Source organism: Pseudonocardia sp. ICBG162 (genome assembly GCF_020496225.1).
Classification (GTDB): domain Bacteria; phylum Actinomycetota; class Actinomycetes; order Mycobacteriales; family Pseudonocardiaceae; genus Pseudonocardia; species Pseudonocardia alni.
In genome coordinates this window covers 373831-399842 of the sequence record NZ_JAHLJD010000031.1, presented here as the reverse complement: position 1 = coordinate 399842, position 26012 = coordinate 373831, and the positions used below count along the sequence as shown (strand labels likewise).

Annotated in this window: 28 protein-coding genes; 17 read left to right on the top strand and 11 right to left on the bottom strand. The window is 74.6% G+C overall.

Translation table 11 applies throughout. The annotated features are described in order from the left end of the window. Positions 1–15 precede the first annotated feature (15 nt). Together KPL60_RS26630 and KPL60_RS26625 are read right to left on the bottom strand one after the other, a co-directional pair. Positions 16–252 carry a MerR family DNA-binding transcriptional regulator gene (locus KPL60_RS26630; protein WP_073576356.1) on the bottom strand — a complete coding sequence of 79 codons (237 nt, stop codon included), beginning with the start codon at positions 250–252 and terminating at the stop codon, positions 16–18. Positions 253–277: 25 nt separating this feature from the next. Beyond that, entirely contained in the window at positions 278–796 is a 519-nt protein-coding gene (locus KPL60_RS26625; protein WP_226367551.1) for a DUF1097 domain-containing protein, read from the bottom strand. 234 nt (positions 797–1030) lie between these two features. Between KPL60_RS26625 and KPL60_RS26620 the strand changes: the two genes are divergently transcribed. After that, positions 1031–2209, top strand: a complete 1179-nt coding sequence (locus KPL60_RS26620) for a benzoate/H(+) symporter BenE family transporter (RefSeq protein ID WP_226367550.1) — start codon at positions 1031–1033, stop codon at positions 2207–2209. Between the two features lie 37 nt (positions 2210–2246). On the opposite strand, the gene KPL60_RS26615 is transcribed toward KPL60_RS26620, so the two are convergent. Genes KPL60_RS26615 through KPL60_RS26600 form a run of 4 tightly spaced genes read right to left on the bottom strand, consistent with a single transcriptional unit; the run spans position 2247 to position 6294 of the window. Continuing rightward, a complete protein-coding gene (locus KPL60_RS26615) occupies positions 2247–2519 on the bottom strand; it encodes an MSMEG_0570 family nitrogen starvation response protein (protein WP_226368244.1) in 273 nt (90 codons plus the stop codon). Positions 2520–2577: 58 nt separating this feature from the next. Continuing rightward, positions 2578–3843 (bottom strand): threonine ammonia-lyase IlvA, encoded by a 1266-nt coding sequence (gene ilvA, locus KPL60_RS26610; protein WP_255656543.1) that lies wholly within the window; start codon positions 3841–3843, stop codon positions 2578–2580. Between the two features lie 22 nt (positions 3844–3865). Next, on the bottom strand, positions 3866–4612 hold the full coding sequence (locus tag KPL60_RS26605) for a TIGR03089 family protein (RefSeq protein WP_226350616.1): 747 nt from the start codon (positions 4610–4612) through the stop codon (positions 3866–3868). Positions 4613–4629: 17 nt separating this feature from the next. Beyond that, entirely contained in the window at positions 4630–6294 is a 1665-nt protein-coding gene (locus tag KPL60_RS26600; RefSeq protein ID WP_226367549.1) for an LCP family protein, read from the bottom strand. 414 nt (positions 6295–6708) lie between these two features. On the opposite strand from KPL60_RS26600, the gene KPL60_RS26595 reads away from it, so the two are divergent. From KPL60_RS26595 to KPL60_RS26570, 6 genes are read left to right on the top strand one after another with little or no spacing between them, the layout of a single operon-like run. Then, positions 6709–7587: a glycosyltransferase family 2 protein gene (locus tag KPL60_RS26595; RefSeq protein ID WP_226349950.1), complete on the top strand. Its 879-nt coding sequence runs from the start codon at positions 6709–6711 to the stop codon at positions 7585–7587. Between the two features lie 38 nt (positions 7588–7625). After that, positions 7626–8696, top strand: coding sequence for a sugar phosphate nucleotidyltransferase (locus tag KPL60_RS26590; protein WP_226349951.1), 1071 nt, complete (start codon positions 7626–7628; stop codon positions 8694–8696). An 11-nt stretch (positions 8697–8707) separates the two neighbouring features. Further along, positions 8708–9655 (top strand): DNA-3-methyladenine glycosylase, encoded by a 948-nt coding sequence (locus tag KPL60_RS26585; RefSeq protein WP_226367548.1) that lies wholly within the window; start codon positions 8708–8710, stop codon positions 9653–9655. Positions 9656–9673: 18 nt separating this feature from the next. Further along, positions 9674–10672, top strand: coding sequence for a 2-phospho-L-lactate transferase (gene cofD / locus KPL60_RS26580; RefSeq protein WP_226367547.1), 999 nt, complete (start codon positions 9674–9676; stop codon positions 10670–10672). Beyond that, positions 10665–12014 carry a coenzyme F420-0:L-glutamate ligase gene (locus KPL60_RS26575; RefSeq protein ID WP_226367546.1) on the top strand — a complete coding sequence of 450 codons (1350 nt, stop codon included), beginning with the start codon at positions 10665–10667 and terminating at the stop codon, positions 12012–12014. The genes cofD and KPL60_RS26575 overlap by 8 nt, the downstream gene beginning before the upstream one ends. Before the next feature lie 4 nt (positions 12015–12018). After that, positions 12019–12549 carry an NUDIX hydrolase gene (locus KPL60_RS26570; RefSeq protein WP_226367545.1) on the top strand — a complete coding sequence of 177 codons (531 nt, stop codon included), beginning with the start codon at positions 12019–12021 and terminating at the stop codon, positions 12547–12549. A gap of 7 nt (positions 12550–12556) precedes the next feature. Here KPL60_RS26570 and KPL60_RS26565 read toward each other — a convergent pair whose 3' ends face one another. Beyond that, positions 12557–13327: a site-2 protease family protein gene (locus KPL60_RS26565; protein ID WP_226367544.1), complete on the bottom strand. Its 771-nt coding sequence runs from the start codon at positions 13325–13327 to the stop codon at positions 12557–12559. Positions 13328–13548: 221 nt separating this feature from the next. Here KPL60_RS26565 and KPL60_RS26560 point away from each other — a divergent pair, with 221 nt between their 5' ends. Further along, positions 13549–13839 carry a WhiB family transcriptional regulator gene (locus KPL60_RS26560; protein WP_226368242.1) on the top strand — a complete coding sequence of 97 codons (291 nt, stop codon included), beginning with the start codon at positions 13549–13551 and terminating at the stop codon, positions 13837–13839. Positions 13840–13923: 84 nt separating this feature from the next. Here KPL60_RS26560 and KPL60_RS26555 read toward each other — a convergent pair whose 3' ends face one another. Beyond that, positions 13924–14409, bottom strand: a complete 486-nt coding sequence (locus tag KPL60_RS26555; RefSeq protein WP_208622973.1) for a metallopeptidase family protein — start codon at positions 14407–14409, stop codon at positions 13924–13926. 135 nt (positions 14410–14544) lie between these two features. Here KPL60_RS26555 and KPL60_RS26550 point away from each other — a divergent pair, with 135 nt between their 5' ends. The 5 genes from KPL60_RS26550 to manA all read left to right on the top strand — a co-directional run bounded on the left by KPL60_RS26550 (position 14545) and on the right by manA (position 19040). Beyond that, entirely contained in the window at positions 14545–14895 is a 351-nt protein-coding gene (locus tag KPL60_RS26550) for a DUF3499 domain-containing protein (protein ID WP_020627719.1), read from the top strand. Between the two features lie 64 nt (positions 14896–14959). Next, positions 14960–16372, top strand: a complete 1413-nt coding sequence (locus KPL60_RS26545) for a phosphomannomutase/phosphoglucomutase (RefSeq protein WP_226367543.1) — start codon at positions 14960–14962, stop codon at positions 16370–16372. A gap of 110 nt (positions 16373–16482) precedes the next feature. After that, positions 16483–16686, top strand: coding sequence for a Trm112 family protein (locus tag KPL60_RS26540; RefSeq protein ID WP_020627721.1), 204 nt, complete (start codon positions 16483–16485; stop codon positions 16684–16686). Further along, positions 16683–17801 (top strand): SIS domain-containing protein, encoded by a 1119-nt coding sequence (locus tag KPL60_RS26535; protein ID WP_226367542.1) that lies wholly within the window; start codon positions 16683–16685, stop codon positions 17799–17801. The genes KPL60_RS26540 and KPL60_RS26535 overlap by 4 nt, the downstream gene beginning before the upstream one ends. A gap of 27 nt (positions 17802–17828) precedes the next feature. Then, on the top strand, positions 17829–19040 hold the full coding sequence (gene manA / locus KPL60_RS26530; RefSeq protein WP_226367541.1) for a mannose-6-phosphate isomerase, class I: 1212 nt from the start codon (positions 17829–17831) through the stop codon (positions 19038–19040). A gap of 76 nt (positions 19041–19116) precedes the next feature. Here the strand turns inward: manA and KPL60_RS26525 are convergent, their stop codons facing one another. Next, positions 19117–19737 (bottom strand): NAD(P)/FAD-dependent oxidoreductase, encoded by a 621-nt coding sequence (locus KPL60_RS26525; RefSeq protein ID WP_226367540.1) that lies wholly within the window; start codon positions 19735–19737, stop codon positions 19117–19119. Next, positions 19734–20357 carry an NAD(P)/FAD-dependent oxidoreductase gene (locus KPL60_RS26520; protein WP_226367539.1) on the bottom strand — a complete coding sequence of 208 codons (624 nt, stop codon included), beginning with the start codon at positions 20355–20357 and terminating at the stop codon, positions 19734–19736. Before KPL60_RS26520 ends, KPL60_RS26525 begins: the two co-directional genes overlap by 4 nt. A 110-nt stretch (positions 20358–20467) precedes the next feature. Between KPL60_RS26520 and KPL60_RS26515 the strand changes: the two genes are divergently transcribed. Then, positions 20468–21058: a TetR/AcrR family transcriptional regulator gene (locus KPL60_RS26515; protein ID WP_226367538.1), complete on the top strand. Its 591-nt coding sequence runs from the start codon at positions 20468–20470 to the stop codon at positions 21056–21058. Here KPL60_RS26515 and KPL60_RS34900 read toward each other — a convergent pair. Next, positions 21052–21555 carry an Lrp/AsnC family transcriptional regulator gene (locus KPL60_RS34900; RefSeq protein ID WP_226367537.1) on the bottom strand — a complete coding sequence of 168 codons (504 nt, stop codon included), beginning with the start codon at positions 21553–21555 and terminating at the stop codon, positions 21052–21054. The genes KPL60_RS26515 and KPL60_RS34900 overlap by 7 nt on opposite strands. A 95-nt stretch (positions 21556–21650) precedes the next feature. On the opposite strand from KPL60_RS34900, the gene ald reads away from it, so the two are divergent. The 3 genes from ald (at position 21651) to KPL60_RS26495 (ending at position 26010) form a co-directional block, all read left to right on the top strand. Next, on the top strand, positions 21651–22751 hold the full coding sequence (ald, locus tag KPL60_RS26505) for an alanine dehydrogenase (protein WP_226349964.1): 1101 nt from the start codon (positions 21651–21653) through the stop codon (positions 22749–22751). A 93-nt stretch (positions 22752–22844) separates the two neighbouring features. Continuing rightward, positions 22845–24380, top strand: a complete 1536-nt coding sequence (locus KPL60_RS26500; protein WP_226349965.1) for an amino acid permease — start codon at positions 22845–22847, stop codon at positions 24378–24380. An 82-nt stretch (positions 24381–24462) separates the two neighbouring features. Then, positions 24463–26010, top strand: a complete 1548-nt coding sequence (locus tag KPL60_RS26495; RefSeq protein ID WP_226367536.1) for an amino acid permease — start codon at positions 24463–24465, stop codon at positions 26008–26010. Positions 26011–26012 lie beyond the last annotated feature (2 nt).

Sequence of the window (26012 nt, the reverse complement as noted above, 5' to 3'; positions counted from 1 at the left end):
CGGCACTCGGCCGCGCTACCCGGACGGGGTGCCCGGGCGACGTGGGGGACCGGGTGTCCCGGGGTCGCGTACCGCGGTGGCCGCGGAGAAGCGTGCCGGGAGCGCCGTGACCTGGTCCCGGAGGTCGTCGAGGTCCCAGAGGTCGCGGCCGTCCGGCTCACGGAAGGCCGGCGTCACCAGGCCGGCCCTGGCCCAGCGGTGCAGTGCCCGCGGGCTCAGGGCCAGTCTGGTCGCGGCCTCGCCGGTGGTCACCAGTCGCACCGGGCGCCGCCGCCGGTCAGGCCGCGGCGGGTGCCGCGGTGCGGGCGGTCAGGCGGCCGACGACCAGGCTGCAGCCGTAGCCCAGCACGACCGAGCCGACCACGAACGACAGCAGCATCACCGTGAGGGGGCCGGTGGGCAGCGAGAAGTCGGTGCCCGACGCCCCGCTGAGCAGGCCGAACGCCGCGGTCGTGGCGAACCCGACGACCGCGCCGGGCACGAACCCGAGCACCGGTACGAGCGCACCGAGGATGAACACCGCGGTCATCCCGCCGATGATCAGGCCCAGCAGGGCGGGGTTCGTGGTGAGGCCGGCCAGGACCAGCATGACGGTGCCGGTGACGATGCCCCAGACGTTCGTGGCCAGAGCGGTGACCAGCGCGGGCCGGTCACCGCCCGCCGCGAAGAACGTCGCGGCACCCAGGAACGTCGCCGGTACGAACAGACCGAGCCCGGAGAGCGGACCGAGGTAGAGGTACGCGATCACCGCCCCGGCGACGCCGATCACCAGGGCCAGAGCGACGGGCAGCTTCATGAGACGGGCCTTCCGGTAGAGCCGCGCCCGACGGGTGCGGCGGCCCACGCAGGATGGGCCGCGGCAGGTGGCCGTACCAAGATCGGCGGACCGGACGTCACCGCCTGTTTTCCGGACGACACGGTTCGGTCATCTTTGGTCGGGTCGACGGGGTCCCGTGTATCGGCCGCAGAACATCCTGCTTACCGCCCGGGGCGGGTTCTGTTTACAGAACGACGCGGTTAGGGTGGGCCCGTGGATCGTTCCTGGGCGCAACCGGTGTCGGTCGGTGTCGTCTCCGCGGTGATCGGGGTGACCAGCTCGTTCGCCGTCGTCCTCGCCGGGCTGACGGCGGCCGGTGCCGACCCGGCGCAGGCCGCGTCCGGGCTGGTGGTGCTCACCGCGCTGATGGGGGTGGCGACGATCTGGCTGTCCCGCCGGTTCCGCCGCCCGCTGATGATCGCCTGGTCCACCCCCGGCGCCGCGTTGCTGGCCTCCACCGGGGCCGTCGCGGGTGGGTGGCCCGCCGTGGTCGGCGCGTTCGTCGTCGCCGGTCTGCTGATCGTCGCGACCGGGCTCGTGCGCCCGCTCGGGCGGCTCGTCGGCGCGATCCCGGCGCCGATCGCGCAGGCGATGCTGGCCGGTGTGCTCCTGCCGCTGTGCCTGGCGCCGGTCCGGGCGCTGGTCGAGCGGCCGCTGCTGGTGGCGCCGATCGTGGTGCTGTGGGTCGTGCTGTCGCGGTTCGCGCCGCGCTGGGCGTCCCCGGCCGCGTTCGGGCTGGCGCTGGTGATCGTCGTCGTCCTCGCCGACGGCTGGTCGTGGCTGCGCCCGCCGGAGATCACCCTCACCGTCCCGGCCTTCTCGGTCGCGGCCCTGGTGGGGGTCGCGCTGCCGCTCTGGGTGGTCACGATGGCCTCGCAGAACGTGCCCGGAGTCGCGGTGCTCGCCGCGGCGGGCTACCCCGTCCCCTGGCGCCACGCGATGGTGCTCACCGGCGCCGGGACGGTGCTCGGGGCCCCGGCCGGTGCGCACGCGATCAACCTGGCCGCGATCACCGCGGCGCTGCCCGCCTCGCCCGAGTCCCACCCGGACCCGGCGCGACGCTGGGTCGCCTGCCAGGCCAACGGCGTCGCCTGCCTGCTGCTGGCCCCGCTCGCGACGACGATGGCCGCCCTGGTCGCGGCCGCGCCGCCCGGGGTCGTGGAGTCCGTCGCGGGGCTCGCGCTGCTCGGGACGTTCGGTGCCGCGCTCGCCGGTGCCCTCGCCGTCGCCGACGGGACGCCGGACCCGGCCGTCGCGCGGGTGCCCGCGGCCGCCGCGTTCCTGGTCTCGGCGGCCGGGGTCACGATCGCCGGGATCGGCGGGGCGTTCTGGGGTCTGCTCGCCGGGGTGGCGCTGCACCTGGTGCTGCGCCGACGCCCGGCCGCCGCGTGACGCGGCGGCCGTCACAGCACCGCGGGACCCGGCGGCGTCAGCGGCGGAAGCCCTCCACCCGTACCACGTCGGTCGGGGCGAACCGCCCCGCCGCGGCGTCGATGAGCGCGATCGTCCGGGCCGACTGCGCGCAGCCGAACCCGTACTTCGCCCACACCCGCGCGTCGGCGATCTCCATGCAGGTACGGCTGCGCGTGACGAACTCGGCCACCGGGTAGGTCGTGCCGGTGTCCAGGTGCTCGGTCACCACCAGCGACGGCGAGTAGTAGCTGACCTCGGTGCCGTCCGGCCAGCGGACGTCGAACATCATCTCGGGCACGGTCGTGCACGGTAGGCGGCCCGGATTGCCGCCGTGTTGCGCGCGGCGTCTACAGGATGAAGCCGAACAGCGGGCTGTCCGGCGGGATCGGCTCGATGTGCGGGGGAGCCTCCTGCATCCGCTTGAGCAGCGCGGGCAGGTCGTCCGGCGAGCCCAGCTCGATGCCGACCAGCGCCGGGCCGGTCTCCCGGTTGGAGCGCTTGGTGTACTCGAACAGGGTGATGTCGTCGTCCGGGCCGAGGACGTCGTCGAGGAAGCGGCGCAGCGCGCCCGGCTCCTGCGGGAACTCGACGAGGAAGTAGTGCTTGCGGCCCTCGAAGACCAGGGCGCGCTCGACGATGTCGGCGTAGCGGGAGACGTCGTTGTTGCCGCCCGAGAGCAGACAGACCGTCGTCGAGTCGCGGGGGATGTCGAGCCGGTCCAGCGCCGCGGGGGACAGCGCGCCCGCGGGCTCGGCGATGATCCCGTCGGACTGGTAGAGCGCGAGCATCTCGACGCAGATCCGGCCCTCGGGCACCGCGAGCAGCTCCACGCCCGCGTCGCGCACCACGTCGAAGGTGGCCGCGCCGACCTTGCGCACGGCGGCGCCGTCGACGAACGGGTCCAGCGACCCCAGGTCGACCGGCTCGCCCGCGGCGACCGCGGCCGCCATGCTCGCCGCCCCGGCGGGCTCGACGCCCACGATCCGGGTCGACGGCGCGTGCTCGCGCAGGTAGGTGATGGCCCCGGCGAGCAGTCCGCCGCCACCGACCGGCACGACCAGCACGTCCGGCGGGTCGGCCAGCTGGGCGAGGATCTCGCGGGCGATCGTGCCCTGGCCCGCGACGGTGCGCGGGTCGTCGAAGGCGGGCACCTGGGTGGCACCGGTGGACTCGGCGTCGGCGCGGGCGGCCGCGGCGGCCTCGTCGTAGGTGTTGCCGACCACCCGCACCTCGACGGCGTCACGACCCAGCCGCGCGACCCGGTCCCGCTTCTGGCGCGGGGTCGTGCCGGGCAGGTAGACCCGCCCGGTCACGCCGAGGCGCTGGCAGGCGAACGCGACGCCCTGGGCGTGGTTGCCGGCGCTGGCGCAGACGACGCCGGCGAGGCGGTCGGCCTCGGGCAGCTGCGCGATGAGGTTGTAGGCGCCGCGGATCTTGTACGAACGGACCGGCTGCAGGTCCTCGCGCTTGACCCAGACCTCGCCGCCGAGCGCGTCGGACAGGCGGGGGTTGAGCTGCAGCGGGGTCGGGCCGATGACGGCGCGGAGCCGGGCCGCCGCGTCGTCGACGTCCCGGGCGCTCACAGAGGGGGTCACGGTCGACCAGGGTGTCATGACCCCCGGCCGGGCCCGCCGCTCACCCCAGGCGCAGGGTGACCCGCTCGGACTCCGCGCGGCGGTCGAGGGTCGCCGGGTCCCCGGCGGCGTTCACGGTCTGGACCAGCGAGGCCCCCGCCGCGAGGACGGCGAGCAACCCGTCGCGCAGGCCGTCCGCGCTGTCCCAGCCGGTGCTCGACAGCACCCGGGCGCCCGCGGTGATGCCGAGCGCGTCCGCACGCTCCCGGGCCGTGGCCAGCACCTGCTCGCCGCTCGCGCCGTCCCAGGCCGGGGCCGCGCCGTCCACCGGGTCCCACGGGACGAACTCGTCGCCGTGCACCCGCACCTCGGTCGCGAAGTCGACGGTCCCGCCGGGGAGGTCGCCCAGGCCGCGGCCGAAGAAGTCCAGCGAGAACGCGACGACCGTGCCCGCCCCGGCAGCGAGGGCCACGTCGAGCCGCGCCGCGTCGGCGAGCACGACGTCCGCGCCCGCCGGGTCGCCGACGAGCTCCGCGCCGCAGGACCACACGGCCAGCAGCGCGGCGACGGTCTGCCAGTGCGCGGGCAGCAGCGCCGCGACCCGGGTGCCCGGCTCGACGTCGACCTCGTCGCGCAGCAGGTTCGCCGCCTTCGCGGTCCAGTTCGCGGTGGTCGTGCCGGACAGCTCGGTCCGCTCGCCGGTCGCGTCGTCGTAGTGGGTGACCAGCGGTCGCGGGGCGGCGGCGCCGAGCGCCGGGCCGAGCAGCGCGTCGGTGAGGAACAGGCCGGAGCCGAAGACGGTGTCCATCACGCCGGAACGCTACGTCAGTCGATGCAGGGGACCCCGCCCGCGGTGATCGGCGGGGTGGAGGGCGCCGGGGCGGCGGCGGGCGCGGCCGCCGCGGAGGTCGACCGGCCGCCGTTCGCGCGGTCGGTGCCGAGCAGCACCTGCACCCGGCCCTGGGCGACGGCGTCGGACTGCTCGACGCCGATCCCGCCCAGCGCCTCGGCGACCCGGCGGGCGGCGGCGTCGCCGTCGGCCTGGCTGTAGCGGACCACCGAGGTGGTGCGGTCCGGGGCGTTGCCGACCTCGCCGGGGGTGAACCCGTTGCGGCCCAGGGTGTCGGCGACCTGCGCGGCCAGCCCGGTCATCCCGGACCCGTTCGCCACGTCGGCCACGACCGGCGCCGCGGCCTCCGGGGAGGTCACGGCCGCCTCCTCGGGCTCGGGGTCGGTGTGGTGGGCGACGAAGTCGCGGACCTCGGCGGGGTCGACGAGCAGCACGTCCTTGCCGCGGGTGGTCTCCGGGCCGCCGGTGGGGATGGTCAGGAAGTCCATCTTCCCGGCCGCGATCGACGACGCCTCGCGGGCGAAGCCGAGCAGGTCCCAGCCGCTGTCGATGACGACCGACTGCTGGATCACCTCGACCAGCGCGCCGAGCTTGGTCGGGTCGGTGAGCGTGCCCGAGGAGAGGACCTTGTTGGCGACCGCGGCGAGGAACACCTGCTGGCGGTTGATCCGCGACAGGTCCCCGCCGGCCAACCCGTGCCGCTGCCGGACGAACGCGAGCGCGTCGGCACCGGAGATCGTCTGCGGGCCCGCGGGGAAGTCGGCGCCGGAGAAGGCGTCCTTCGCCGGGGCCTTGAGGCAGACGTCGACGCCGCCGACGGCGTTGGTGAGGTTGTAGAAGCCGAGCAGGTTGACCTCGGCGAAGTGGTCGATGGCCAGCCCGGTGAGGTCCTGGACGGTGTCGATCAGCGCCTGACGGCCTGCCTGCGACGAGTCCTGGTCGATCTGCCGGGGGTCGCGCACGCCCTCGGCGACCAGCCGGGACGCGGTCTGCGCCTTCGTCTGCGGGTACGCCGCGTTGATCTTGTTGCGGCCGATCCCGGGGATCGACACCTCGGAGTCGCGCGGGATGGAGAACGCGGTCGCGCTGCCGCCGTCGGCGGGCAGGTGCACGACGATGATCGTGTCGGAGTTGAGGACGCCGGACTCGGCGCCGCTGCGCAGCTGGGCCAGGACGTCGGCCGGCAGCGGGTTGCCCTGCGCGTCGGTACGGCTGTCCACGCCGACCAGCAGGATGTTCTGCTCGCCGCCCGCGGAGCCGCCGAACAGCAGGTTCGTCGTGGTGATGCCGCCGGTGACGTCGCGGTAGAGGGTCCACACGGCGCCGGTGAGCAGCACCGTCAGCGCCGACAGCACGGCGACGGCGAGCCGCAGCCGGGCCAGCAGCCCGCGGCCACGGGGCGGTCGTCCGCCGGTGCGCCTGCCCCGCGCCGGGTACGGCGGGTGCTCGTCGGGGCCGGTCGCGGTCCCGGCCCGGCTCCACCCCGCGGAGCCCGCGGGGCGTCCGCGTGCGGCGCCGGTGTCGGGGCGGACCCGGGGCGAGCGGTACCGGTCGTCGGGGGCGGCGTCGCGGCCGCACCGCCGCGCGGCGGCGCGCTCGGCGGCCGACGGGCGGGAGCGGTCCCGGTAGCCCTCGCCCATGCTCGCTCCCCTCGGGGTCCGTCTCGTCCGCGCCGCCGCGTCTCACCCGGACGGGGGAGTCCGGTGAACCCGGGCGCGGCCCGTGCGTCTCTGGGACCGGACACCCCGGTCGGGGACCAGGGTGCAGCATCCGGGCCCGCGCCGTGGGTCGTGCAGGCCTGCGTGTCGGGTTGCTCGCCCGGTCGTCGTAGGGGGCCGGGACTTGAGGGTGACGCACGGGTACGACGTGTCGTCGCTGCTCGGGGGCGGTCCGGCTGTTGGGGTGACGGTATCGCGATCTCGGTCGCGGTGACGGAGTGTGATCTTCGCGGGCGCGAACGGGCGGTGCCGGACGGTGCCGCCGGGCGCGGGCGCGCCGGTGCTGACTAGGTTGCGGGACATGCGCGGGGTGGACGAAAAGGACGGGGAGGCCACGTGACCGACGACGCACGGTCCTACGGCGACGGGGTCGCCGTCGTCACGGTGACCTACTCGCCGGGCGCGCTGCTGGACGTCTTCCTCGACTCGCTGCGCGGCGCGACGACCCGCACGGACGTGCCGGTCGTCCTGGCCGACAACGGATCCGTCGACGGCGCCCCCGAGCGCGCGGCCCGCGAGCGCGACCACGTGACGTTCCTGCCGATCGGGGAGAACGTCGGCTACGGCGCCGCCGCCAACCGCGGGGTGGCCTCGCTGCCCGACGGGTACGGCTGGGTCGTCGTCGCCAACCCGGACCTGGAGTGGGGCGCCGGGTCGCTGGACACCCTGCTCGACGCCGGCCGTCGCCACCCCCGGGCCGGGTCGCTCGGCCCGCTGATCCGCGAGCCGTCCGGCGAGGTCTACCCCTCGGCGCGCGAGGTGCCGTCGCTGGTGGCGGGCGCCGGGCACGCCGCGCTGGCGCCGGTCTGGCCCGCGAACCCGTGGACCGCGGCCTACCGGCGCAGCCGCGAGGACCTGACCGAGCGGGCGGCCGGCTGGCTGTCCGGGTCGTGCCTGCTCCTGCGGCGCACCGCGTTCGACTCCGTCGACGGTTTCGACCCGCGCTACTTCATGTACTTCGAGGACGTCGACCTGGGCGAACGGCTGGGTCTCGCCGGATGGCGAAACGTGTACGTCCCCGGCGCCGATGTCGTACACGTGGGCGGAGCGTCCACGGGCAAGCCGGAGGTGTCGGCACGGATGCTCGCCGAGCACCACCGCAGCGCCTACCGGTACCTGGCCGACCGCCACCGCGGTCCGGTGCACGCGCCGCTGCGTGCGGCCCTGCGCGCCGGCCTGGCCGTGCGCTCGGGTCTGCTGCGGCGGACCGGCTGAGCGCGAACGAGAAGAAAGAACCTGAGGGGGAACCTGCGTTGCAGGACGTCGAGGCGGTCGTGCTGGTCGGGGGCAAGGGCACCCGGCTGCGGCCACTGACCCTGTCGGCGCCCAAGCCGATGCTGCCGACGGCGGGGGTGCCGTTCCTGGCGCACCTGCTGTCGCGGATCCGCGAGGCGGGCATCCGGCGGGCGGTGCTGGGCACGAGCTACCTGGCCGAGACCTTCGAGGAGCACTTCGGCGACGGGTCGTCGCTGGGGCTGGACCTCACCTACGTCACCGAGGCCGAGCCGCTGGGCACCGGCGGGGGCATCCGCAACGTGGCCGGCAAGCTCTCCGCCGAGCACGTCATGATCTTCAACGGCGACGTGCTGGCGGGCACCGACCTAACCGCCGTCGCCGACACCCACCGCAGCACCGGTGCCGACGTCACGCTGCACCTGGTGCGGGTGCAGAACCCGCGGGCCTTCGGCTGCGTCCCCACCGACGCGACCGGCCGGGTGCTGGAGTTCCTCGAGAAGACCGAGGACCCGCCGACCGACCAGATCAACGCCGGTTGCTACGTCTTCCGCCGCGAGGTCATCGACACCATCCCCGAGGGCAGGCCGGTGTCGGTGGAGCGCGAGACGTTCCCCGACCTGCTCGCCTCCGGTGCGCACGTGCAGGGCCACGTCGACGTCGCCTACTGGCGCGACATGGGCACCCCCGGTGACCTGGTGCACGGCTCGGCGGACCTGGTCCGCGGGGTCGCGCCCTCGGCGGCGCTGCCCGGGCCGACCGGCGAGTCGATGGTGCTGGAGGGGGCCGAGGTGGCCTCCGACGCGTTCGTGTTCGGCGGGACGACCGTCGGCCGCGGCGCCCGGATCGGCTCCGGGGCCCGGGTCGAGGGCTCCATGCTGTTCGACGGCGCGGTGGTGCAGGCGGGCGCGGTCGTGGAGAACTCGGTGATCGGGGCCGGTGCGGTCGTCGAGGAGGGCGCGAGCGTCCGCGACACCGTGGTCGGCGACCGGGCCGTGATCGGCGCGCACTGCGAGCTGCGGCACAACATGCGGGTGTGGCCGGACGTCACGCTGCCGCCCCACGGGGTCCGGTTCTCGCCCGACGTGTGACCATCGGGGGCGTGGACGCGGTCGCCGTGGTGGTGGACCGGGAATGGCGGCCGCCGTTCCCGCTCGACCTGTACGGCGTGCTCGCCCCGCTGCGCCGCGGCCGGGGCGACCCCACCTGGCGCACCGCCGTCGACGGCGCCGTGATCTGGCGGGTCTCGACGACTCCGGCAGGTCCCGCCACCGTCGCGATCCGCCGTCGCGCCGACGGCGGCCCCCACGGCACCGTGCGGGCGACCGGCTGGGGGCCGGGAGCGGCCTGGGAGGTCGACCGGCTGCCGTCGCTGCTGGGGGCCGACGACGACCCGTCGGCGTTCGTGGCGCACCACCCGCTCGTCGCCGACGCGCACCGGCGCCGTCCCGGGCTGCGGCTGGGCTCCACCGGCCGGGTGTGGGACGCGCTGCTGCCCGCGGTGCTGGAGCAGAAGGTCACCGGCACCGAGGCGCACCGCTCCTTCCGCGAGCTCGCGTGGCGCTTCGGGGCGCCCGCGCCGGGCCCGGCCGGGGTGGTGCCCGCCGGGATGCGGGTCCCGCCGACGCCCGAGCAGATCCGCGCGGTGCCGGAGTGGGAGTGGCACCGGGCCGGCGTCGACCACGCGCGGCGGACGGCGATCCTGCACGCCGCCGTCGTCGCGCACCGGCTGGAACGGGCCGCCGAGCTGGGCGGGGAGCAGGGCCGGGTGCTGCTGCGCCGGGTCCGCGGCATCGGGGTCTGGACGGCCGCGGAGATCGCCCAGCGCGCCTGGGGCGACCCGGACGCGGTCAGCTTCGGCGACTTCCACGTGCCCAACACCGTCGGCTGGGCGCTGCTCGGCCACGACCTCGACGACGCGGGGATGCTCGAGGTGCTCGCCCCCTACGTGCCGCAGCGCCAGCGCGCGGTCCGCTACATCGAGGCGTCCGGGTTCCGCCGTCCCCGGTTCGGGCCCCGGTTCTCCCCGCGCGACTACCGCTCGTTCTGACCGACGTAGGGTCGCCGTGTGAAGGTCACCGTTCTGGTCGGCGGCGTCGGCGGAGCCCGCTTCCTGCAAGGCGTGAAGCACGCGCTCGGACTGCCCCCCGTGGGGTCGGGCGAGTCCGCGCACGAGGTCACGGCCGTGGTCAACGTCGGCGACGACATCTGGCTGCACGGGCTGCGGGTCTGTCCGGACCTCGACACCGTCATGTACACCCTCGGCGGCGGCATCGACGTCGAGAAGGGCTGGGGCCGCTCGGACGAGACGTGGTCGGTCAAGGCCGAGCTGGAGGCCTACGGCGCCGAGGCGACCTGGTTCGGGCTGGGTGACCGCGACGTCGCCACCCACCTCGTCCGGACCCGGATGCTGCGTGCCGGCTACCCGCTGTCCCAGGTCACCGAGGCGCTCTGCCACCGCTGGCAGCCCGGGGTGCGGCTGCTGCCCGCCTCCGACGACCGCGTCGAGACCCACGTCGTGATCGACAACCCGGACCCGGCCGCGGTCGAGGAGACCCCGCAGGTCGCGATCCACTTCCAGGAGTGGTGGATCCGGCACCGGGCCGCCCCGAAGGCGTACCGCTTCGCCTCGGTCGGCGCCGACCAGGCCGCGATCCTGCCCGACGCCCGGGCCGCGATCGCCGGGGCCGACGTCGTGCTCGTCGCCCCGTCCAACCCGGTGGTGTCGATCGGCACGATCGTCTCGGTCCCCGGGATGGCCCAGGCCCTCGCGGCGACGCCCGCGAAGGTCGTGGGGCTGTCCCCGATCGTCGGCGGGGCGCCGGTGCGGGGCATGGCCGACGCCTGCCTGAGCGCGATCGGCGTCGAGACCAGCGCCGAGGGCGTGGGCCGGCACTACGGCGGCCGCGGCGAGGGCGGCCTGCTCGACGGCTACCTGGTGCACACCGGCGACGCCGCGACCGTGCCCGGCGCGACCGTGCGCGAGGTGCCGCTGCTGATGACCGACCACGACGCGACCGCCGCCATGGTCCGCGCCGCGTTCGAGCTGGCGGGCGTCGGTGTCTGAGGGTTTCCCCGACCACGCGTCGCAGAAGCTGGAGATCATCGGAGTCCCGGGGCTGCCGGAGTTCCGCCCCGGCGACGACCTCACCGCCGCGCTGGCCGAGCGGATGACCTGGCTGCGCGACGGCGACGTCGTGGTGGTCACCAGCAAGGTGTTCTCCAAGGTCGAGGGCAGGCTGGTGCCGGCCCCCGCCGACGAGGAGGAGCGCGACGCGCTGCGCCGCAGGCTGGTCGACCAGGAGACCGAGCGGGTGGTGGCCCGCAAGGGCCGGACGCTGATCGTGGCCGGGAAGCTCGGCATCGTGCAGGCCGCCGCGGGCATCGACGGCTCCAACGTCCGCCGCGACGAGCTCGCCCTGCTGCCCGCCGACCCGGACGCCAGCGCGGCCGGGCTGCGCGCCGGGCTGCGGGAGCGGCTCGGGGTCGAGGTCGCCGTCGTCGTCACCGACACCCTGGGGCGCAGCTGGCGGGTCGGCCAGACCGACATCGCGATCGGCTCGGCCGGGCTGCCGGTGCTGCACGGCTACTCCGGCGCCGTCGACGGCCAGGGCAACGACCTGGTCGTCACCGAGATCGCCGTCGCCGACGAGATCGCCGCGGCCGCGGACCTGGTGAAGGGCAAGCTCGGCGGGCTGCCGGTCGCGGTGCTGCGCGGCGCGGCCCTGTCCGACGACGGCTCGACCGCCCGTGACCTCATCCGGCCGATCTCCGAGGACCTGTTCTGGCTGGGCACCGAGGAGGCGATCGCCCGCGGGCGCGGCGAGGCGGTCCTGCTGCGTCGCAGCACCCGGGACTTCGCCGACGAGCCGGTCGACGCCGACGCCGTGCGCCGCGCCGTGGGCGTCGCGCTGACCGCGCCCGCGCCGCACCACAGCACCCCGTTCCGGTTCGTGTGGCTGCGTGACGCGGCGCGGCGCACCGCGGTGCTCGACGCGCTGCGCGAGCGCTGGCGCGCCGACCTGGTCGCCGACGGGCGCCCGGCCGACGAGGTGGAGCGCCGTCTCGCCCGCGGGGACCTGCTGCGCCGCGCGCCGGAGCTGGTGCTGGCGTTCCGGTCCACCGCGGGGATGCACGGCTACCCGGACGCGGCCCGGGGTGCCGCCGAGCGGGACATGTTCACCGTCGCCGGCGGGGCTGCGGTGCAGTCCCTGCTGGTCGCGCTGGCCGCGGAGGGGCTGGCGTCCTGCTGGGTCGGCTCGACGATCTTCGCCGCGGACGTCGCCCGCCGGGTCCTGGACCTGCCCGACGACTGGGCGGCGCTCGGTGCGGTCGCCGTCGGCGTGCCGGTCGAGCCGATCGCCCCGCGTGCGCCCCGGCCGGCCGGCGACGGCCTGCTGGAGCTGTGAGCCCGTGGTAGCCCCGGCGACGGCCGCCCGCGAGCTGGGCGCCTGGATCCCGCGCGACGCCGGCCAGCGGGCCCTGCAGCACGCGCTGCTGGCCTTCCTCGACGCGCGCCCCGACGACGCCTGCGACCGCTCCTGCGTGCCCGGGCACCTCACCGCGTCGGCGGTGCTGCTCGACGCGGGCGGGGACCACACGCTGCTGACCCTGCACCCGCGGGTGGGCCGCTGGATCCAGCTGGGCGGGCACTGCGAGCCGGGCGACGACTCGCTGCGCGCCGCGGCGCTGCGCGAGGCCACCGAGGAGTCCGGGATCGACGGCCTGGAGATCGACGAGCACCCGCTGCACGTCGACGTCCACCCCGTCACCTGCTCGCTCGGGGTCCCGACCCGCCACCTGGACGTGCGCTACCTGGTGCGCGCCCCCGCGGGCGCGACGCCGCGGATCAGCGACGAGTCGCTGGACCTGCGGTGGTGGCCGGTGGACGCGCTGCCCGCCGACGACGACACCGTCGCGACGATGGTCGCCGCCGCCCGCTGAGCCGGGCTCAGAAGTTGCGCCAGAAGAACATCGCGGAGTAGCCGAGCCGGAACAGCTCCTGGTCCCCGCCGGCGGCGCCGAACAGCAGCTGGGTGGCGGCGAAGAACAGCGCGCTCACCCCGGGCACGAACAGCAGCAGGGCGAGCAGCACGAACGGTGCCCAGGGCCGGACCCGCTCGCCGAGGCGCCGCGCCGGCGCGGACAGGTACGGCTCCAGCGCGCCCCAGCCGTCGAGGCCGGGCACGGGCAGCATGTTCAGCACGAACGCGATGATCTGGAAGTACGCGAGCGCGGACAGCCCGGCCGCCACCGGCAGCGGCATCCCCGGGAACACGGCCACCGTGATGATCAACACGATGCCGAGGGCCAGGTTCGCCGCGGGGCCCGCCAGCGAGACCGCGCTGCGCCGGGCCCGCGACCGCAGCGCCCACTGGTTGATCCACACCGCGCCGCCGGGCAGCGGCAGCCCGCCGATCAGCAGGATGATCAGCGGCAGCACCAGGGACAGGCCGGGGTCGGCGTAGCGCCGCACGTCGAGGGTCAGGTAGCCCTTCGCCGCGACCGAGGTGTCCCCGCCGCGGTAGGCGGTGATGGCGTGCCCGTACTCGTGCAGGCACAGCGACACCACCCAGCCGCCGAGCACCATGACGAAGATCCCGGAGGTCGCCAGTGCCCCCGATCGGGTGGGGACGGCGGCGGCGGCGAGAACACCACCGAGAAGGGTGACGCCGAGGATCAGCAGGAACCAGGGGCTGATGCGGCGTGTCAGGGACGGCACATACCCATACTCCATGTCGGAGGAAACGCCCGCGCGCGACCCTTCACTCAATCGGCAGAGCCGGCTTGCACAGAGCGAGTGTCAGCGCTGTACTTACAGCGGTGTCATTCGCCAGTGCGTTGCGGGGAGGTGGGCGAGTGGACGACGTCGAGGGGTTCATGCGGATGCTGCGGCCGGTGGAGGCCGAGCCGGTGGGCACGGTCGAACGGCCCGATCACGAGATGGCCGACTACGACCAGGTCGCCCAGATCCTGGACCTGAAGGGCCTGCTGGACGACGGTTCCTCCGACGAGGTGCCGGACTGGCAGGAGCGCGCGCTCTGCGCGCAGACCGACCCGGAGGCGTTCTTCCCCGAGAAGGGCGGCTCCACCCGTGAGGCCAAGCGCATCTGCTCCGGCTGCGAGGTCCGGGCCGAGTGCCTGGAGTACGCGCTGGCCCAGGACGAGCGCTTCGGCATCTGGGGCGGGCTGAGCGAGCGGGAACGGCGCCGCCTGCGCCGCGCCGCCGTCTGACCTGTTCCGGGGGGAACACACGAGGGCCGGTCGCCGTCACGGTGACCGGCCCGTCGTCGTCCCCGGGTCGTGCCGCGGGGGCGCTCAGCCGCCGTCGACGGCGTCGGGCTCGATGTTGAGGTACTCCGCGACCTGCTCGACGAGCACCTCGTGCACGAGGTCGGCGAGGTCCTCGCCGTTGCGCGCCCTGGCCTCGAGCGGGCGGCGGTACAGCACGATCCGCGCCCGGGTCGGCATCCCGGCGGAGTCGACCCCGGCCGGCACGAGGTGCGCCAGCGGGACGCCGACGTCGGCCAGCACCCCGGTGCCCCACACGATCTCGTCGGGCGAGGTGCGGTCGACCGACGGCACGTCGTCGACGGCGAGGTCGAGGTCGACCAGCTCCGGGCCCCAGCGCGCCTCGATCGGTTCGAGCGCCTCCAGCACCTTCGCGTCGAAGCGTTCGGCGCGGGTGCGGAAGGCCGGCGTCGACACCGGGTACATCAGGCCGCGCAGGCCGCGTCCTCGCCGGTCCCGCCGGCGCGGGCTGCGCGGCGACCGGCGGTCGTTCTCGGGACGAGCGGTGGGCACCAGGGCATTCTAGGACCCCCGCGCCCCACCCGGGGGTGACCCGCGACCGCGGCGGGCGGACCGTCCGCCGAGCGGGGTGCGCGTCGCAGTGCGGCGGCGGGCCCGCGACGGGCTATCGTCGGCGACGTGTTGAGTGTGCGGAGATGTTCACGGACGGGCTGCACCGAGCTCGCCGTCGCCACGCTCACCTACGTCTACGCCGACTCGACCGCCGTCGTCGGCCCGCTGGCCACGCAGGCCGAGCCGCACTCCTACGACCTGTGCACCGGGCACGCGCACAACCTCACCGCCCCCCGCGGGTGGGAGGTCGTCCGGTTCGAGGGCGAGTTCGCCCAGCCCCAGCACAGCGGCGAGGACCTCACCGCGCTCGCCGACGCCGTCCGCGAGGCGGGCCGGGTGGACCGGCCGGTCGAGGTGGTCGCACGGCCCGGCGGCACGGGGCGGCGCGGGCACCTGCGGGTGCTCCCGAAGCCCGAGGACGGCTGAGCCGCCCCACGGGGTGAGGAGACCTGCGCGGACGGGTGACACGGCTGCGCTAGGGTCGTGCGTCGTGCCCGACCTCTCGGCGATCGTGAAGGCCTACGACATCCGCGGTGTCGTCGGCGACCAACTGGACGAGCCCACCGCGCGCGCACTGGGTGCGGCGACGGCGCGGCTCGTGGCGGGTGACGACCCGGCGCCGTCGGCGGTGGTCGTCGGGCGGGACATGCGGGACAGCTCGCCCGCGCTCGCGGCGGCGTTCGCCGACGGGGTGAGCGGGCAGGGGCTCGACGTCGTCGACATCGGGCTCGCGAGCACCGACATGCTCTACTACGCCTCCGGCACGCTGGACCTGCCCGGCGCGATGTTCACCGCGAGCCACAACCCGGCCGCCTACAACGGCATCAAGCTGTGCCGCGCCGGCGCCGTCCCGGTCGGCCAGGACTCCGGCCTCGCGACGATCCGCGACGAGGCGGGCCGCTTCCTCGACTCCGGGGTCCCCGAGGTCCCGACGCCGGGTGCCGTGCGCACCGAGGACATGCTCACCGGCTACGCGCGCTACCTGCGCGGCCTGGTCGACCTGACCTCGCTGGACGCCTCCCCGGAGCTGACCGTCGTCGTCGACGCCGGGAACGGGATGGGCGGGCACACCGTCCCGACGGTGTTCGACGGCCTGAACGTGCGCGTCGTGCCGCTGTACTTCGAGCTCGACGGGAACTTCCCGAACCACGAGGCGAACCCGCTGGACCCGGCGAACCTGGTCGACCTGCAGAAGCGGGTCGTCGCCGAGGGCGCGGACCTCGGCCTGGCCTTCGACGGCGACGCCGACCGCTGCTTCGCCGTCGACGAGCGGGGCGAGGCGGTGAGCCCCAGCGCCATCACCGGGCTGGTCGCGGCCCGTGAGCTCGCCCGGGCGCACGCGGCGGGGGAGTCCGACGTCGCCGTCATCCACAACCTGATCACCTCGCGGGCGGTCCCGGAGCTGGTCGCCGAGCACGGCGGCCGCGCGGTCCGCACCCGGGTGGGTCACTCGTTCATCAAGCAGACGATGGCCGAGACCGGCGCGGTGTTCGGCGGCGAGCACTCCGCGCACTACTACTTCCGCGACTTCTGGAAGGCCGACTCCGGCATGCTCGCGGCGCTGCACCTGCTGGCCGCGCTCGGCGAGCACCGGGCGGCCGCCGCCGGCGCGACGGTGTCCGGGCTGATGGCGGGCTACGACCGCTACGCCGCCTCCGGGGAGATCAACTCGACGGTCGACGACCAGGCCGCGCGGGTCGCCGAGATCGAGGGCGTCTTCGGCCCGCGCGACGGCGTCGAGCTCGACCGGCTCGACGGCCTGACCGTCTCGCTGCCGGACGGGTCGTGGTTCAACCTGCGGGCCTCGAACACCGAGCCGCTGCTGCGGCTCAACGTCGAGGCGGCCGACGACGCGGCCGTCCGTGCCCTGGTGGACGAGGTGCTGGCGGTCGTGCGCGCCTGATCGCGCGGCCCCGCACACCTGCGGTGATGGCGTCCGTACCCGGTCGGCTGCCGCGGAGTGTCGGTACCGGGTGGCAGCATCGAGAGCGCGACATGACGACGAGGAGAACCGTGGCCCTACAGCTCGACCCCCAGCTGCTGGAGATCCTGGCCTGCCCGTGCGACGCGCACGCGGTACTGACCCCGGGTGAGGACCGGCTGACCTGCACGGCGTGCGGTCGCGCGTTCCCGGTGACCGACGGGATCCCGGTGCTGCTCCTCGACGAGGCGCTGCCCGGGACCGGGCCGGCGGGGGACGGACGGGACGACGGGTGAACGGGGTGCTCGACGACACGCTGCTGGCCGATCCCGAGGGGCTGGCGGCGCGGGACACCACGGGCGTCCTGCGGGCCGCCGCGACCGCGGGCGCCCAGGTCCGCTCCGCGCTGTACACCGCGGGCCAGGCCGGGCTGGACCGGCTGCGCGGGCACCGTCCGCGCGCGCTGGTGCTGCTGCACCGGCCCGGTGTCTCCGGGGTGGTGGCCGACCTCGTCACGGCCCTGCTCGGGGACCGCTGTCCGGTGCCGGTCGTGGCCGCCGAGCGGCTGCCGGGCTGGATCGGGCTGCTGGACGTCGTCGTCGCGCACTCCGCGGACCCCACCGACCCGGAGCTGGCCGAGTCCGTCGCCGTCGCGGTGCACCGCGGCGCCGAGGTCGTGCTGTCCGCGCCGGACTCCGGGCCGGTCGCCCAGGCCGGCGCCGGGCGCGCCCGGCTGGTCGAGCCGCGCATCCCGCTACCCGAGGGGCTCGGGTTCGCCCAGGCGCTGACGGTCGCGCTGGTCGCCGTCGCCGAGCTGGACCTGCTGCCCGGGATGCGCAGCGAGGAGGTCCCGGCCCGGCTCGAGGCGCTGGCCGACGCGCTGGACGCCGAGGCCGAGCGCTGCCAGCCCGCGCACGAGCCGTTCGTGAACCCGGCGAAGGCACTCGCGCTGCGGCTGGCCGAGCGGACGCCGCTGCTGTGGGGCGTGGACCCGGCCGCCGCCGCGGTGGCCCGGCACGGCGCGCTGGCGCTGGCCACCCACGCCGGCGTCGTCGCGCACGCCGACGGGCTCGCGCAGGCGGGCACCCTGGCCGGGCTGCGCGTCGCCGTCGACCTGTCCGAGCGGGGCGGGGGCGACATCTTCCACGACCCGTTCGACGACCCGGCCCCCGGCGGCGACGCGCCGCCGCCGCGGCTGGTGCTGCTCGGCACGGGGGAGGAGGACCCGCAGTCGGTGAGCCGCCGGGTGCTCGGCCGGGAGTGGCCGAACGCCGACCTGGCGCACCCGGTCGACGAGATCCCGCGCGGCACCCGCGACGCGGCGCTGCTGCGGGCCGGTGTGCTCGCCCTGCGCGCCGACATCGCCGCCGTGTACCTCGGCCTGGCGACCGGCGCCACCCTGATCACCTGACCCCGCGCACCTGACACCGGGAGACCCGTGGAACTGCTGGAGAACCCGATCCGCACCTACGCCTGGGGCTCGCGGACGGTCATCGCCGAGCTGCTCGGCGAGCCCGTCCCGTCACCGCACCCGCAGGCGGAGCTGTGGCTGGGCGCGCACCCGGCCGCCCCGTCGACGGTCGCCGGGGGCACCCGCCCGCTGCACGAGCTCATCGCCGCCGACCCGGTCGCCGCGCTGGGCCCGGGCCGCGACCGCTGGGAGGGACGGCTGCCGTTCCTGCTGAAGGTGCTGGCCGCCGAGGAGCCGCTGAGCCTGCAGGCCCACCCGAGCCTGGAGCAGGCCCGCGAGGGCTGGGAGCGGGAGAACGCCGCGGGGATCGCGGTGGACGCGCCGGACCGCAACTACCGCGACGCCCACCACAAGCCGGAGCTGATCTGCGCGCTGACCGAGTTCGTCGCGCTGGTCGGGTTCCGCGAGCCGGCCCGCACGGTGGAGCTGCTGCGCGCCCTGGACGTCCCCGAGCTCGCCGCCTACACCGAGCTGCTCGCGGGCCAGCCGTGCCCGGACGGGCTGCGCGCGCTGTTCACCACCTGGATCACGCTGCCCCAGTCGGTGCTCGACGGCCTCGTCCCGGCCCTGCAGGACGGTGCGGTCCGGCTGCTGGAGCGCGGCACCGCCAAGGAGTGGACCGGCGAGGCGAAGACCGCGCTCGACCTGTCCGAGCGCTACCCCGACGACGCGGGCGTGCTCGCCGCGCTGCTGCTCAACCGGATCACCCTGGCCCCCGGCGAGGCGCTGTACCTGCCGGCCGGGAACCTGCACGCGTACCTGTCCGGGGCGGGCATCGAGGTGATGGCCAACTCCGACAACGTGCTGCGCGGCGGGCTGACGCCCAAGCACGTCGACGTGCCGGAGCTGCTGCGCGTCCTCGACTTCACCGCCCCGCCGCCGCCGGTCCGCGCCCCGGTCCCCGACCCCGGCGCCGACGGCTGGCACCGCTACGACGTGCCGGTCGAGGAGTTCCTGCTCCGCCGTGCGGTCACCGACGGCCGGGACAAGCTGGACGTCCCCGGCACCGGCGCCCGCATCCTGCTGTGCGTCGACGGTGACGCCGCGGTCGACACCGGGGGTGTCACCGTCGAGCTGCCCCGCGGCCGCGCGGTGTTCCTCTCCGCGGCCGACAGCGGCGCCGTCCTGACCACCGGCGAGGACGGGGCCACCGTCTTCCTGTCCGGCGACGCGCTGTAGCCCACCGCGCTCTCGCCCGTCGCGCTGCGGGTCTCCTGGTGGTGGCCCGCCGCGCCGCGGGCCACCGCGTCCCGGCTCACCCGGTGCGGCGGGCCGCGGCGGGGTCGGTCCCGTCGGCGTCGCCGTGCGCCCCGGCCGCACCGACCTCGGCCATCACCTCGGCGAACACCGCGACCGGGTCGGCGGCCGCCTCCGCCGAGAAGAAGCGCTCCAGCCCCTGCGCCGCGCCGGCGGCGTTGTGCTCCGCCCGCGGGAACATCGTCGCCTCGTAGCGGGCGACCGCGCCGGTGAGGTCGTGCGGGGTCGCGGCGACCTCGCGGGCCAGGTCGGCGGCGTCGAGCATGGCCGAGTTGGCACCCTGCCCGGAGAACGGCGACATCAGGTGCGCCGCGTCGCCGATGAGCGTGACCCCCGGGACCGGGTCCCAGCGGTGCCCGACGGGCAGCATCTCCAGCGGCCGCTCGACGATCCGGTCGTCGCACCGGACGATCAGCTCGCGCAGCTCGGGGGCGAAGCCCGCGAACGCGGTGAGCAGCACGGCGCGGGCCGCGGCCGGGTCGGCGAGCACCCCGGCGGTGGTGGTGAGGCCGTGCTCGGAGGCCCAGCCGGGCGGACGGTGGAACCCGGCGTAGACGCGGGCCGAGCCGTCGCCGAGCCGCTGGCAGAACAGGGCCCGTCCGGCGGCGCGGGTGGTCATCCCCCCAGCGCCTCCAGGCCCGGGAACGACGCGGGCGTGACCCGCAGCTCGACGAAGGTCACCCCGGTGTAGGACGGCGTCGCCGCCGACAGCAGCGGTCGCACCCGCGAGCGTGCCCCGTCCGCCCCGACGACGAGGTCGGCCGTGACCCGCTCCCGCGTGCCGGGGCCGGTGCCGTCGGGCGGTCCGGCGAGCACGGCGTCGAGCCTGCCGTCGTCGCGGTGCTCGACACGGTCCAGCCGCGTGCCCCAGCGCACGGTTCCGGGGGCCAGGGACCCGAGCAGCAGCGCACGCAGGTCGCCGCGGTCGATCTCGGGGTTGAACAGCTCGCCGGGGGCGGCCCGCTCGTCGAGCAGGACCGCGCCGTCCGGGGCCAGCATCCGCATGTCCTGGCCCTCGGGCCGGGACACGCGCAGGAACTCCTCCAGCAGACCGGCGGCGGACAGCGCGACCTGCCCGCTGTCGCGCTGCATGTCCAGGGTGCCGCCCTGGTCGCGGGTGGTGATGTCGGCCTCGCGTTCGAGCACGGTGACAGCGACGCCGTGGCGCTGCAGGACGCGGGCGAGGGTCAGGCCGCCGGGTCCGGCTCCGGTGACGAGGACGTGCGGTGGGGTGGTCATGGTGGCCTCCGGGGTGGGGGGAGTGCGAGTGGGTCGGCCACGACTGTAGGTGAAGTCGATTGAAAAGTGTAGTGACTTCACTTTCAGAGTGACTGCGCTAACCTGTCGCCGTGACCGCACCCGGACGCCGCGAACGCAAGAAGGCCACCACCCGCCAGGGCATCGCGGACGCCGCACTGCGCCTGTTCCTCGACCGGGGCTTCGACGAGGTGACCGTCGCCGAGATCGCCGAGGCCGCGGACGTCTCGGTCACCACGCTGTTCAAGCACTTCGGCAGCAAGGAGGCGCTGCTGTTCGACGAGGACACCGAGCAGGAGTCCGAGCTGGTGGCCGCGGTGCGCGACCGCGCGCCGGGCACCGACGTCGTCGACGGGCTGTACGCCTGGCTGCTCGCGCGGGTCGACGGCCCGCCCGCCGCGCGACGGCCGTCGGCGGCCGAGATGGAGCGGTTCCGCGCGCTGACCGACGCGGCGCCGAGCCTGCGCGACCACGCGCGCCGGATGTGGGCCCGGCACGAGGCGGCGCTGGCCGCGGCACTCGCGGCGGACGCCGGGCGCGCCGAGCCGGCACCGGCGGACCGGGTGCTCGCACACGTCGTCGTCGGGATCCCGCCGCTGCTGCGCGAGCAGTCGGGCCGGGCCCGCGAGCACCTCGACGCGGCGTTCGCCCTGCTCCGCCACGGCTACGACGGGGCTCAGTAGGTGTCGGGCGCCCGGTGGTGCTCGAAGATCAGCGACGTCCGGGTGCCCGCGACCTCGGCCCAGGCGTTGAGCGTGCCGACCAGGTCGCGCAGGGCCACGGTGTCGGCGGTCGCGACCCGGATCATGTAGTCGTCGTCGCCGGCGAGGAAGTACACGTCGCGGACCTCGGGGCGGCGGGACACCCGGGTCACGAACTCGGCGAGCCGGTCGCGGGCGTCGGACTGCAGGCGGACCGAGATCATGGCCTGCAGCGGGTGGCCGGTCGCCGCCGGGTCGACATCGGCGTGGTAGCCGCGGATCACCCCGCGCTCGCGCAGCGCCCGGATCCGGCCGAGGCAGGTCGACGGGGCGATCCCCGCGCCCGCCGCGAGTGAGTTGTTCGGTGTCCGGGCATCCCGCTCCAGCTGGCGCAGCAGGGCGCGGTCGACCCCGTCGAGCCGAACAGGGTTCGACGGTGACGGCCTGATCCGCCGCGTATTCGAGGAATCATCGTTCACAGAAGGCCTCCGAGAATCTTGTTCAGTTCTGTTGGCAGCTTATCGATGTTTCTTCACCATTGACGCAGATAGCGGGCCGAGTGGAGGAGAGGGACATGCGCGTCGCGGTGCCGAAGGAGACCAAGGACAACGAGTTCCGGGTGGCGCTCACGCCCGCCGGGGTGCACGAGCTCGTCGGGCGGGGGCACGAGGTCGTCGTCGAGCACGACGCCGGCGCCGGGTCCGCGATCTCCGACGCCGACTTCAAGGAGGCCGGGGCGCAGATCGTGTCCGACACCGCCGAGGTGTGGGGCTCGGCCGAGCTGCTGCTCAAGGTGAAGGAGCCGATCTCCTCGGAGTACGGCCACCTGCGCCCGGACCTGACGCTGTTCACCTACCTGCACCTGGCCGCGTCGCGCGCCTGCACCGACGCGCTGCTGTCGGCGGGGACGACCTCCATCGCCTACGAGACCGTCACCGACTCCCGTGGCCGGCTGCCGCTGCTCGCCCCGATGAGCGAGGTCGCGGGCCGGCTCGCCCCGCAGGCCGGCGGCTACCACCTCATGCGCTCGGCGGGCGGGCGCGGCATGCTCCTGGGCGGCGTCCCGGGCGCGCCGGGTGCCGACGTCGTCGTGCTCGGTGCCGGTGTCGCGGGGGCGAACGCCATCGCCATCGCCGCCGGCATGCGCGCGAAGCTGACCGTGCTCGACGTCGACGTGGACAAGCTCCGCGCGATCGACGAGCAGTACGCCGGTGCCGTGCGCACCCAGTACTCCACCGCGCTGTCCGTGCGCGAGGCGGTGACCAGCGCCGACCTCGTGATCGGCGCGGTCCTGCTGCCCGGGGCCAAGGCGCCCACCCTGGTGTCGAACGAGCTCGTCTCCCAGATGCGGCCCGGCGCCGTGCTCGTCGACATCGCGATCGACCAGGGCGGATGCTTCGAGGACTCGCGGCCCACCACCCACGCCGACCCGACCTACCGGGTGCACGACACCGTCTTCTACTGCGTCGCGAACATGCCCGGCGCGGTGCCGCACACCTCGACCCGCGCGCTCACCAACGCGACGCTGCCGCACGTGCTGCGCCTGGCCGACCAGGGCTGGCGGGCCGCGACCGAGGCCGACCCGCACCTCGCCGCGGGCCTGTCCACCCACGCCGGGACGCTGCTGTCGCACGAGGTCGCGCAGGCGCACGGCCTGCCGCACGACACCCTCTGACCGGCCGGGTTCGACGGCGCAACAGCATCGTGACCTCAAATCTGTGCACGGAGACGTGACGCAGGACGCAACGACGTCGTAGCTTCACCGCCCATGACGGTCACGAGCCGTGGTGGCGGCATGTTCCGCACCAAGACGGTCGAGCAATCCATCCGGGACACCGACGAACCGGACACCCGGCTGAAGAAGGACCTGGGGACGATCGACCTGATCGTCTTCGGGGTCGCGGTGGTCATCGGCGCCGGCATCTTCACCCTGGCCGCCAGCACGGCCGGCAACATCGCGGGACCCGCGGTGTCGCTGTCGTTCGTGCTGGCCGCGGTGGCCTGCGGCCTGGCCGCGCTCTGCTACGCAGAGTTCGCCTCGACGGTGCCGGTCGCCGGCAGCGCCTACACCTTCTCCTACGCCACCCTGGGCGAGTTCATCGCCTGGATCATCGGCTGGGACCTGGTCCTGGAGTTCGCGGTCGGCTCGGCCTACGTGTCGAAGGGCTGGTCGGAGTACCTCGCCCAGACCCTCGGCCTGATCGGCATCGAGGTCTCGACCTCGTTCGAGCTGGGGAGCTTCTTCTCCTTCGACTGGGGCGCGCTGCTGCTCGTCGTCGTCCTGGCGTTCCTGCTCTACCGCGGCACGAAGCTGTCCAGCCGGGTCAGCCTGGTGATCACCACGATCAAGGTCGCGATCGTGCTGTTCGTGATCATCCTGGGCGCCTTCTTCATCAACGCGGCGAACTACACCCCGTTCGTCCCGGAGCCCACGCCCGGCACGGTCGAGACCGGCACCGGCATCCAGCAGTCGCTGCTGTCGTTCTTCGGGGGCGCCTCGTCGAGCGTCTTCGGGGTCTACGGCGTGTTCGCCGCCGCCGCGATCGTGTTCTTCGCCTTCATCGGCTTCGATGCCGTCGCCACGACGGCGGAGGAGACCAAGAACCCGTCGAAGGCGCTGCCGCGCGGCATCCTCGGCTCGCTCGCGATCGTCACCGTGCTCTACGTCGCCGTCGCGCTCGTGATCACCGGCATGGTGCCCTACACCGACCTGGCCACGAAGCCCGACGGCACCCGCGCCACGCTGGCCACGGCGTTCGCCTCGCTCGGCATCAACTGGGCGGCGACGATCATCGCCGTCGGCGCGCTGCTCGGCCTCACCACGGTCGTCATGGTGCTGATGCTCGGCCAGATCCGCGTCATCTTCGCGATGTCGCGCGACGGGCTGCTGCCGACCGCGCTGGCCAAGACCAACCGCTTCGGCACCCCGGGGCGCGCCACCTGGCTGATCGGCGTCGTCATCGCCCTGGTCGCGACGTTCTTCCCGGCCCAGGACCTCGAGCAGATGGTCAACATCGGCACGCTCTTCGCGTTCGTGCTGGTCTCGATCGGCGTGGTGATCCTGCGCCGGACCCGGCCGGACCTGCCGCGCGGCTTCCGTACCCCGCTGGTGCCGCTCGTGCCGATCCTGGCCGTGCTCGCCTGCGTCTGGCTGATGCTGAACCTGTCGGTGGAGACCTGGCTGCGGTTCGTCATCTGGATGGTCATCGGCGTGATCGTGTACTTCTCCTACTCGCGGAAGAACTCGATCCTCGGCCGTCGCGAGCGGGGTGACCTGCCCGCCCAGGCGACGTCCTCCGACTGATCCCCCCCGGCGACGGCGGCGTACCCGATTCCCGGGTGCGCCGCCGTTCCGTATCAAACGGACAGAACGTATCTTTTCGGCCATGACGGCCAGAAGCCCCAATGGCGGGATCTTCCGCACCAAGACGGTCGAGCAGGCGATCCGGGACACCGAGGAACCGGAGTTCCAGCTCAAGAAGGCACTCGGACCGGTCCAGCTCACGATCATGGGTATCGGTGTCCTGATCGGCACCGGCGTGTTCGTGCTGGCGGGCGAGGCCGCGGCGCTCTACTCGGGCCCCGCGGTGTCGCTCTCGTTCCTCATCAGCGGGATCGTGTGCGCGCTCGCGGCGCTCTGCTACGCCGAGTTCGCCTCCACCGTCCCGGTGGCGGGCAGCGCGTACACGTTCTCCTACGCCTCGATGGGCGAGTTCATCGCCTGGATGATCGGCTGGGACCTGGTCCTGGAGTTCACCCTCGGCGCGGCCACGGTGTCGAAGGGCTGGGGTGGCTACTTCGACACGGTGATGGCGAGCATCGGGCTCCCGGTGCCGGAGGCCGTCTCCGCCGGGCCCGGCGGCGGCGGGATCATCGACCTGCCCGCGGTGTTCATCGCGCTGCTGATGATGACCGTCCTGATCGTCGGCATCAAGCTGTCGGCCTGGGTCAACGCCACGGTCACCACGCTCAAGCTGGTGATCGTCGCCGGGATCATCGGGATCGGCGTCTTCTTCGTCTCGGGCGAGAACTGGATCCCGTTCGTCCCCGAGTCCCGGCCCGCCGACTACTCCACCGCGGCGGGCACCCCGCTGATCATGGACCTGTTCGGCATCGACACGGCGTTCGGCCTGACCGGCGTCTTCACCGCGGCCGCGCTGGTCTTCTTCGCCTACCTGGGCTTCGACATCGTCGCGACGCTGTCGGAGGAGGTGAAGGAGCCGCAGCGCACGATGCCGATCGGCATCATCGCGTCGCTGACCATCGCCACCCTGCTCTACATCATCGTGTCGCTGGTCTACACCGGGATCCTGCCCTACGAGCAGCTCGGGGTGGAGGCACCGGCCGCGGCGGCGATGGCGGCGACCGGGCTGCCCGCGGCGGAGTTCATCATCTCCTTCGGCATCCTGATCGGCCTCACCGTCGTGATCATGACGCTGATGCTGGGGCAGACCCGCGTCGCGTTCGCGATGAGCCGCGACCGGCTGCTGCCGCCGTGGCTGGCCCGGGTGCACCCGACCTTCCGGACCCCGTACCGGCTGACGATCATCACCGGTGTCTCGGCGGCCCTGATGGGCGGCTTCCTGGAGCTCACCGAGCTCGGGCAGCTGGTCAACATCGGCACCCTGGCCGCGTTCGTGCTGGTCTCGATCGGCGTGATCGTGCTCCGGAAGCGCCGCCCGGACCTGCCGCGCACGTTCAAGGTGCCGTTCATGCCGGTGCTGCCGATCGTGTCGGCGGTGGCCTGCTTCGGTGTGGCGCTGTTCCTGCCGGCCGACACCTGGATCCGGTTCTTCGGCTGGATGGCGCTGGGTGCGGTGATCTACTTCGTCTACGGCCGGACGCGCTCCCGGCTGGCGACGGGCCAGACCCTGGCCGAGATCGCCGCCGAGTCCCGCGGCCGCAGGGCCCCGCAGCGGGGCGAGGAGCAGTAGTC

Bases quoted from the DNA above. Each gene is read 5' to 3' on its own strand.
- KPL60_RS26625 (WP_226367551.1), bottom strand. From the start codon at position 796: ATGAAGCTGCCCGTCGCTCTGGCCCTGGTGATCGGCGTCGCCGGGGCG.
- KPL60_RS26615 (WP_226368244.1), bottom strand. From the start codon at position 2,519: ATGATGTTCGACGTCCGCTGGCCGGACGGCACCGAGGTCAGCTACTAC.
- ilvA (WP_255656543.1), bottom strand. From the start codon at position 3,843: ATGACACCCTGGTCGACCGTGACCCCCTCTGTGAGCGCCCGGGACGTC.
- KPL60_RS26605 (WP_226350616.1), bottom strand. From the start codon at position 4,612: ATGGACACCGTCTTCGGCTCCGGCCTGTTCCTCACCGACGCGCTGCTC.
- KPL60_RS26600 (WP_226367549.1), bottom strand. From the start codon at position 6,294: ATGGGCGAGGGCTACCGGGACCGCTCCCGCCCGTCGGCCGCCGAGCGC.
- KPL60_RS26560 (WP_226368242.1), top strand. From the start codon at position 13,549: ATGGCCGACTACGACCAGGTCGCCCAGATCCTGGACCTGAAGGGCCTG.
- KPL60_RS26525 (WP_226367540.1), bottom strand. From the start codon at position 19,737: ATGACCACCCGCGCCGCCGGACGGGCCCTGTTCTGCCAGCGGCTCGGC.
- KPL60_RS26520 (WP_226367539.1), bottom strand. From the start codon at position 20,357: ATGACCACCCCACCGCACGTCCTCGTCACCGGAGCCGGACCCGGCGGC.
- ald (WP_226349964.1), top strand. From the start codon at position 21,651: ATGCGCGTCGCGGTGCCGAAGGAGACCAAGGACAACGAGTTCCGGGTG.
- KPL60_RS26500 (WP_226349965.1), top strand. From the start codon at position 22,845: ATGACGGTCACGAGCCGTGGTGGCGGCATGTTCCGCACCAAGACGGTC.
- KPL60_RS26495 (WP_226367536.1), top strand. From the start codon at position 24,463: ATGACGGCCAGAAGCCCCAATGGCGGGATCTTCCGCACCAAGACGGTC.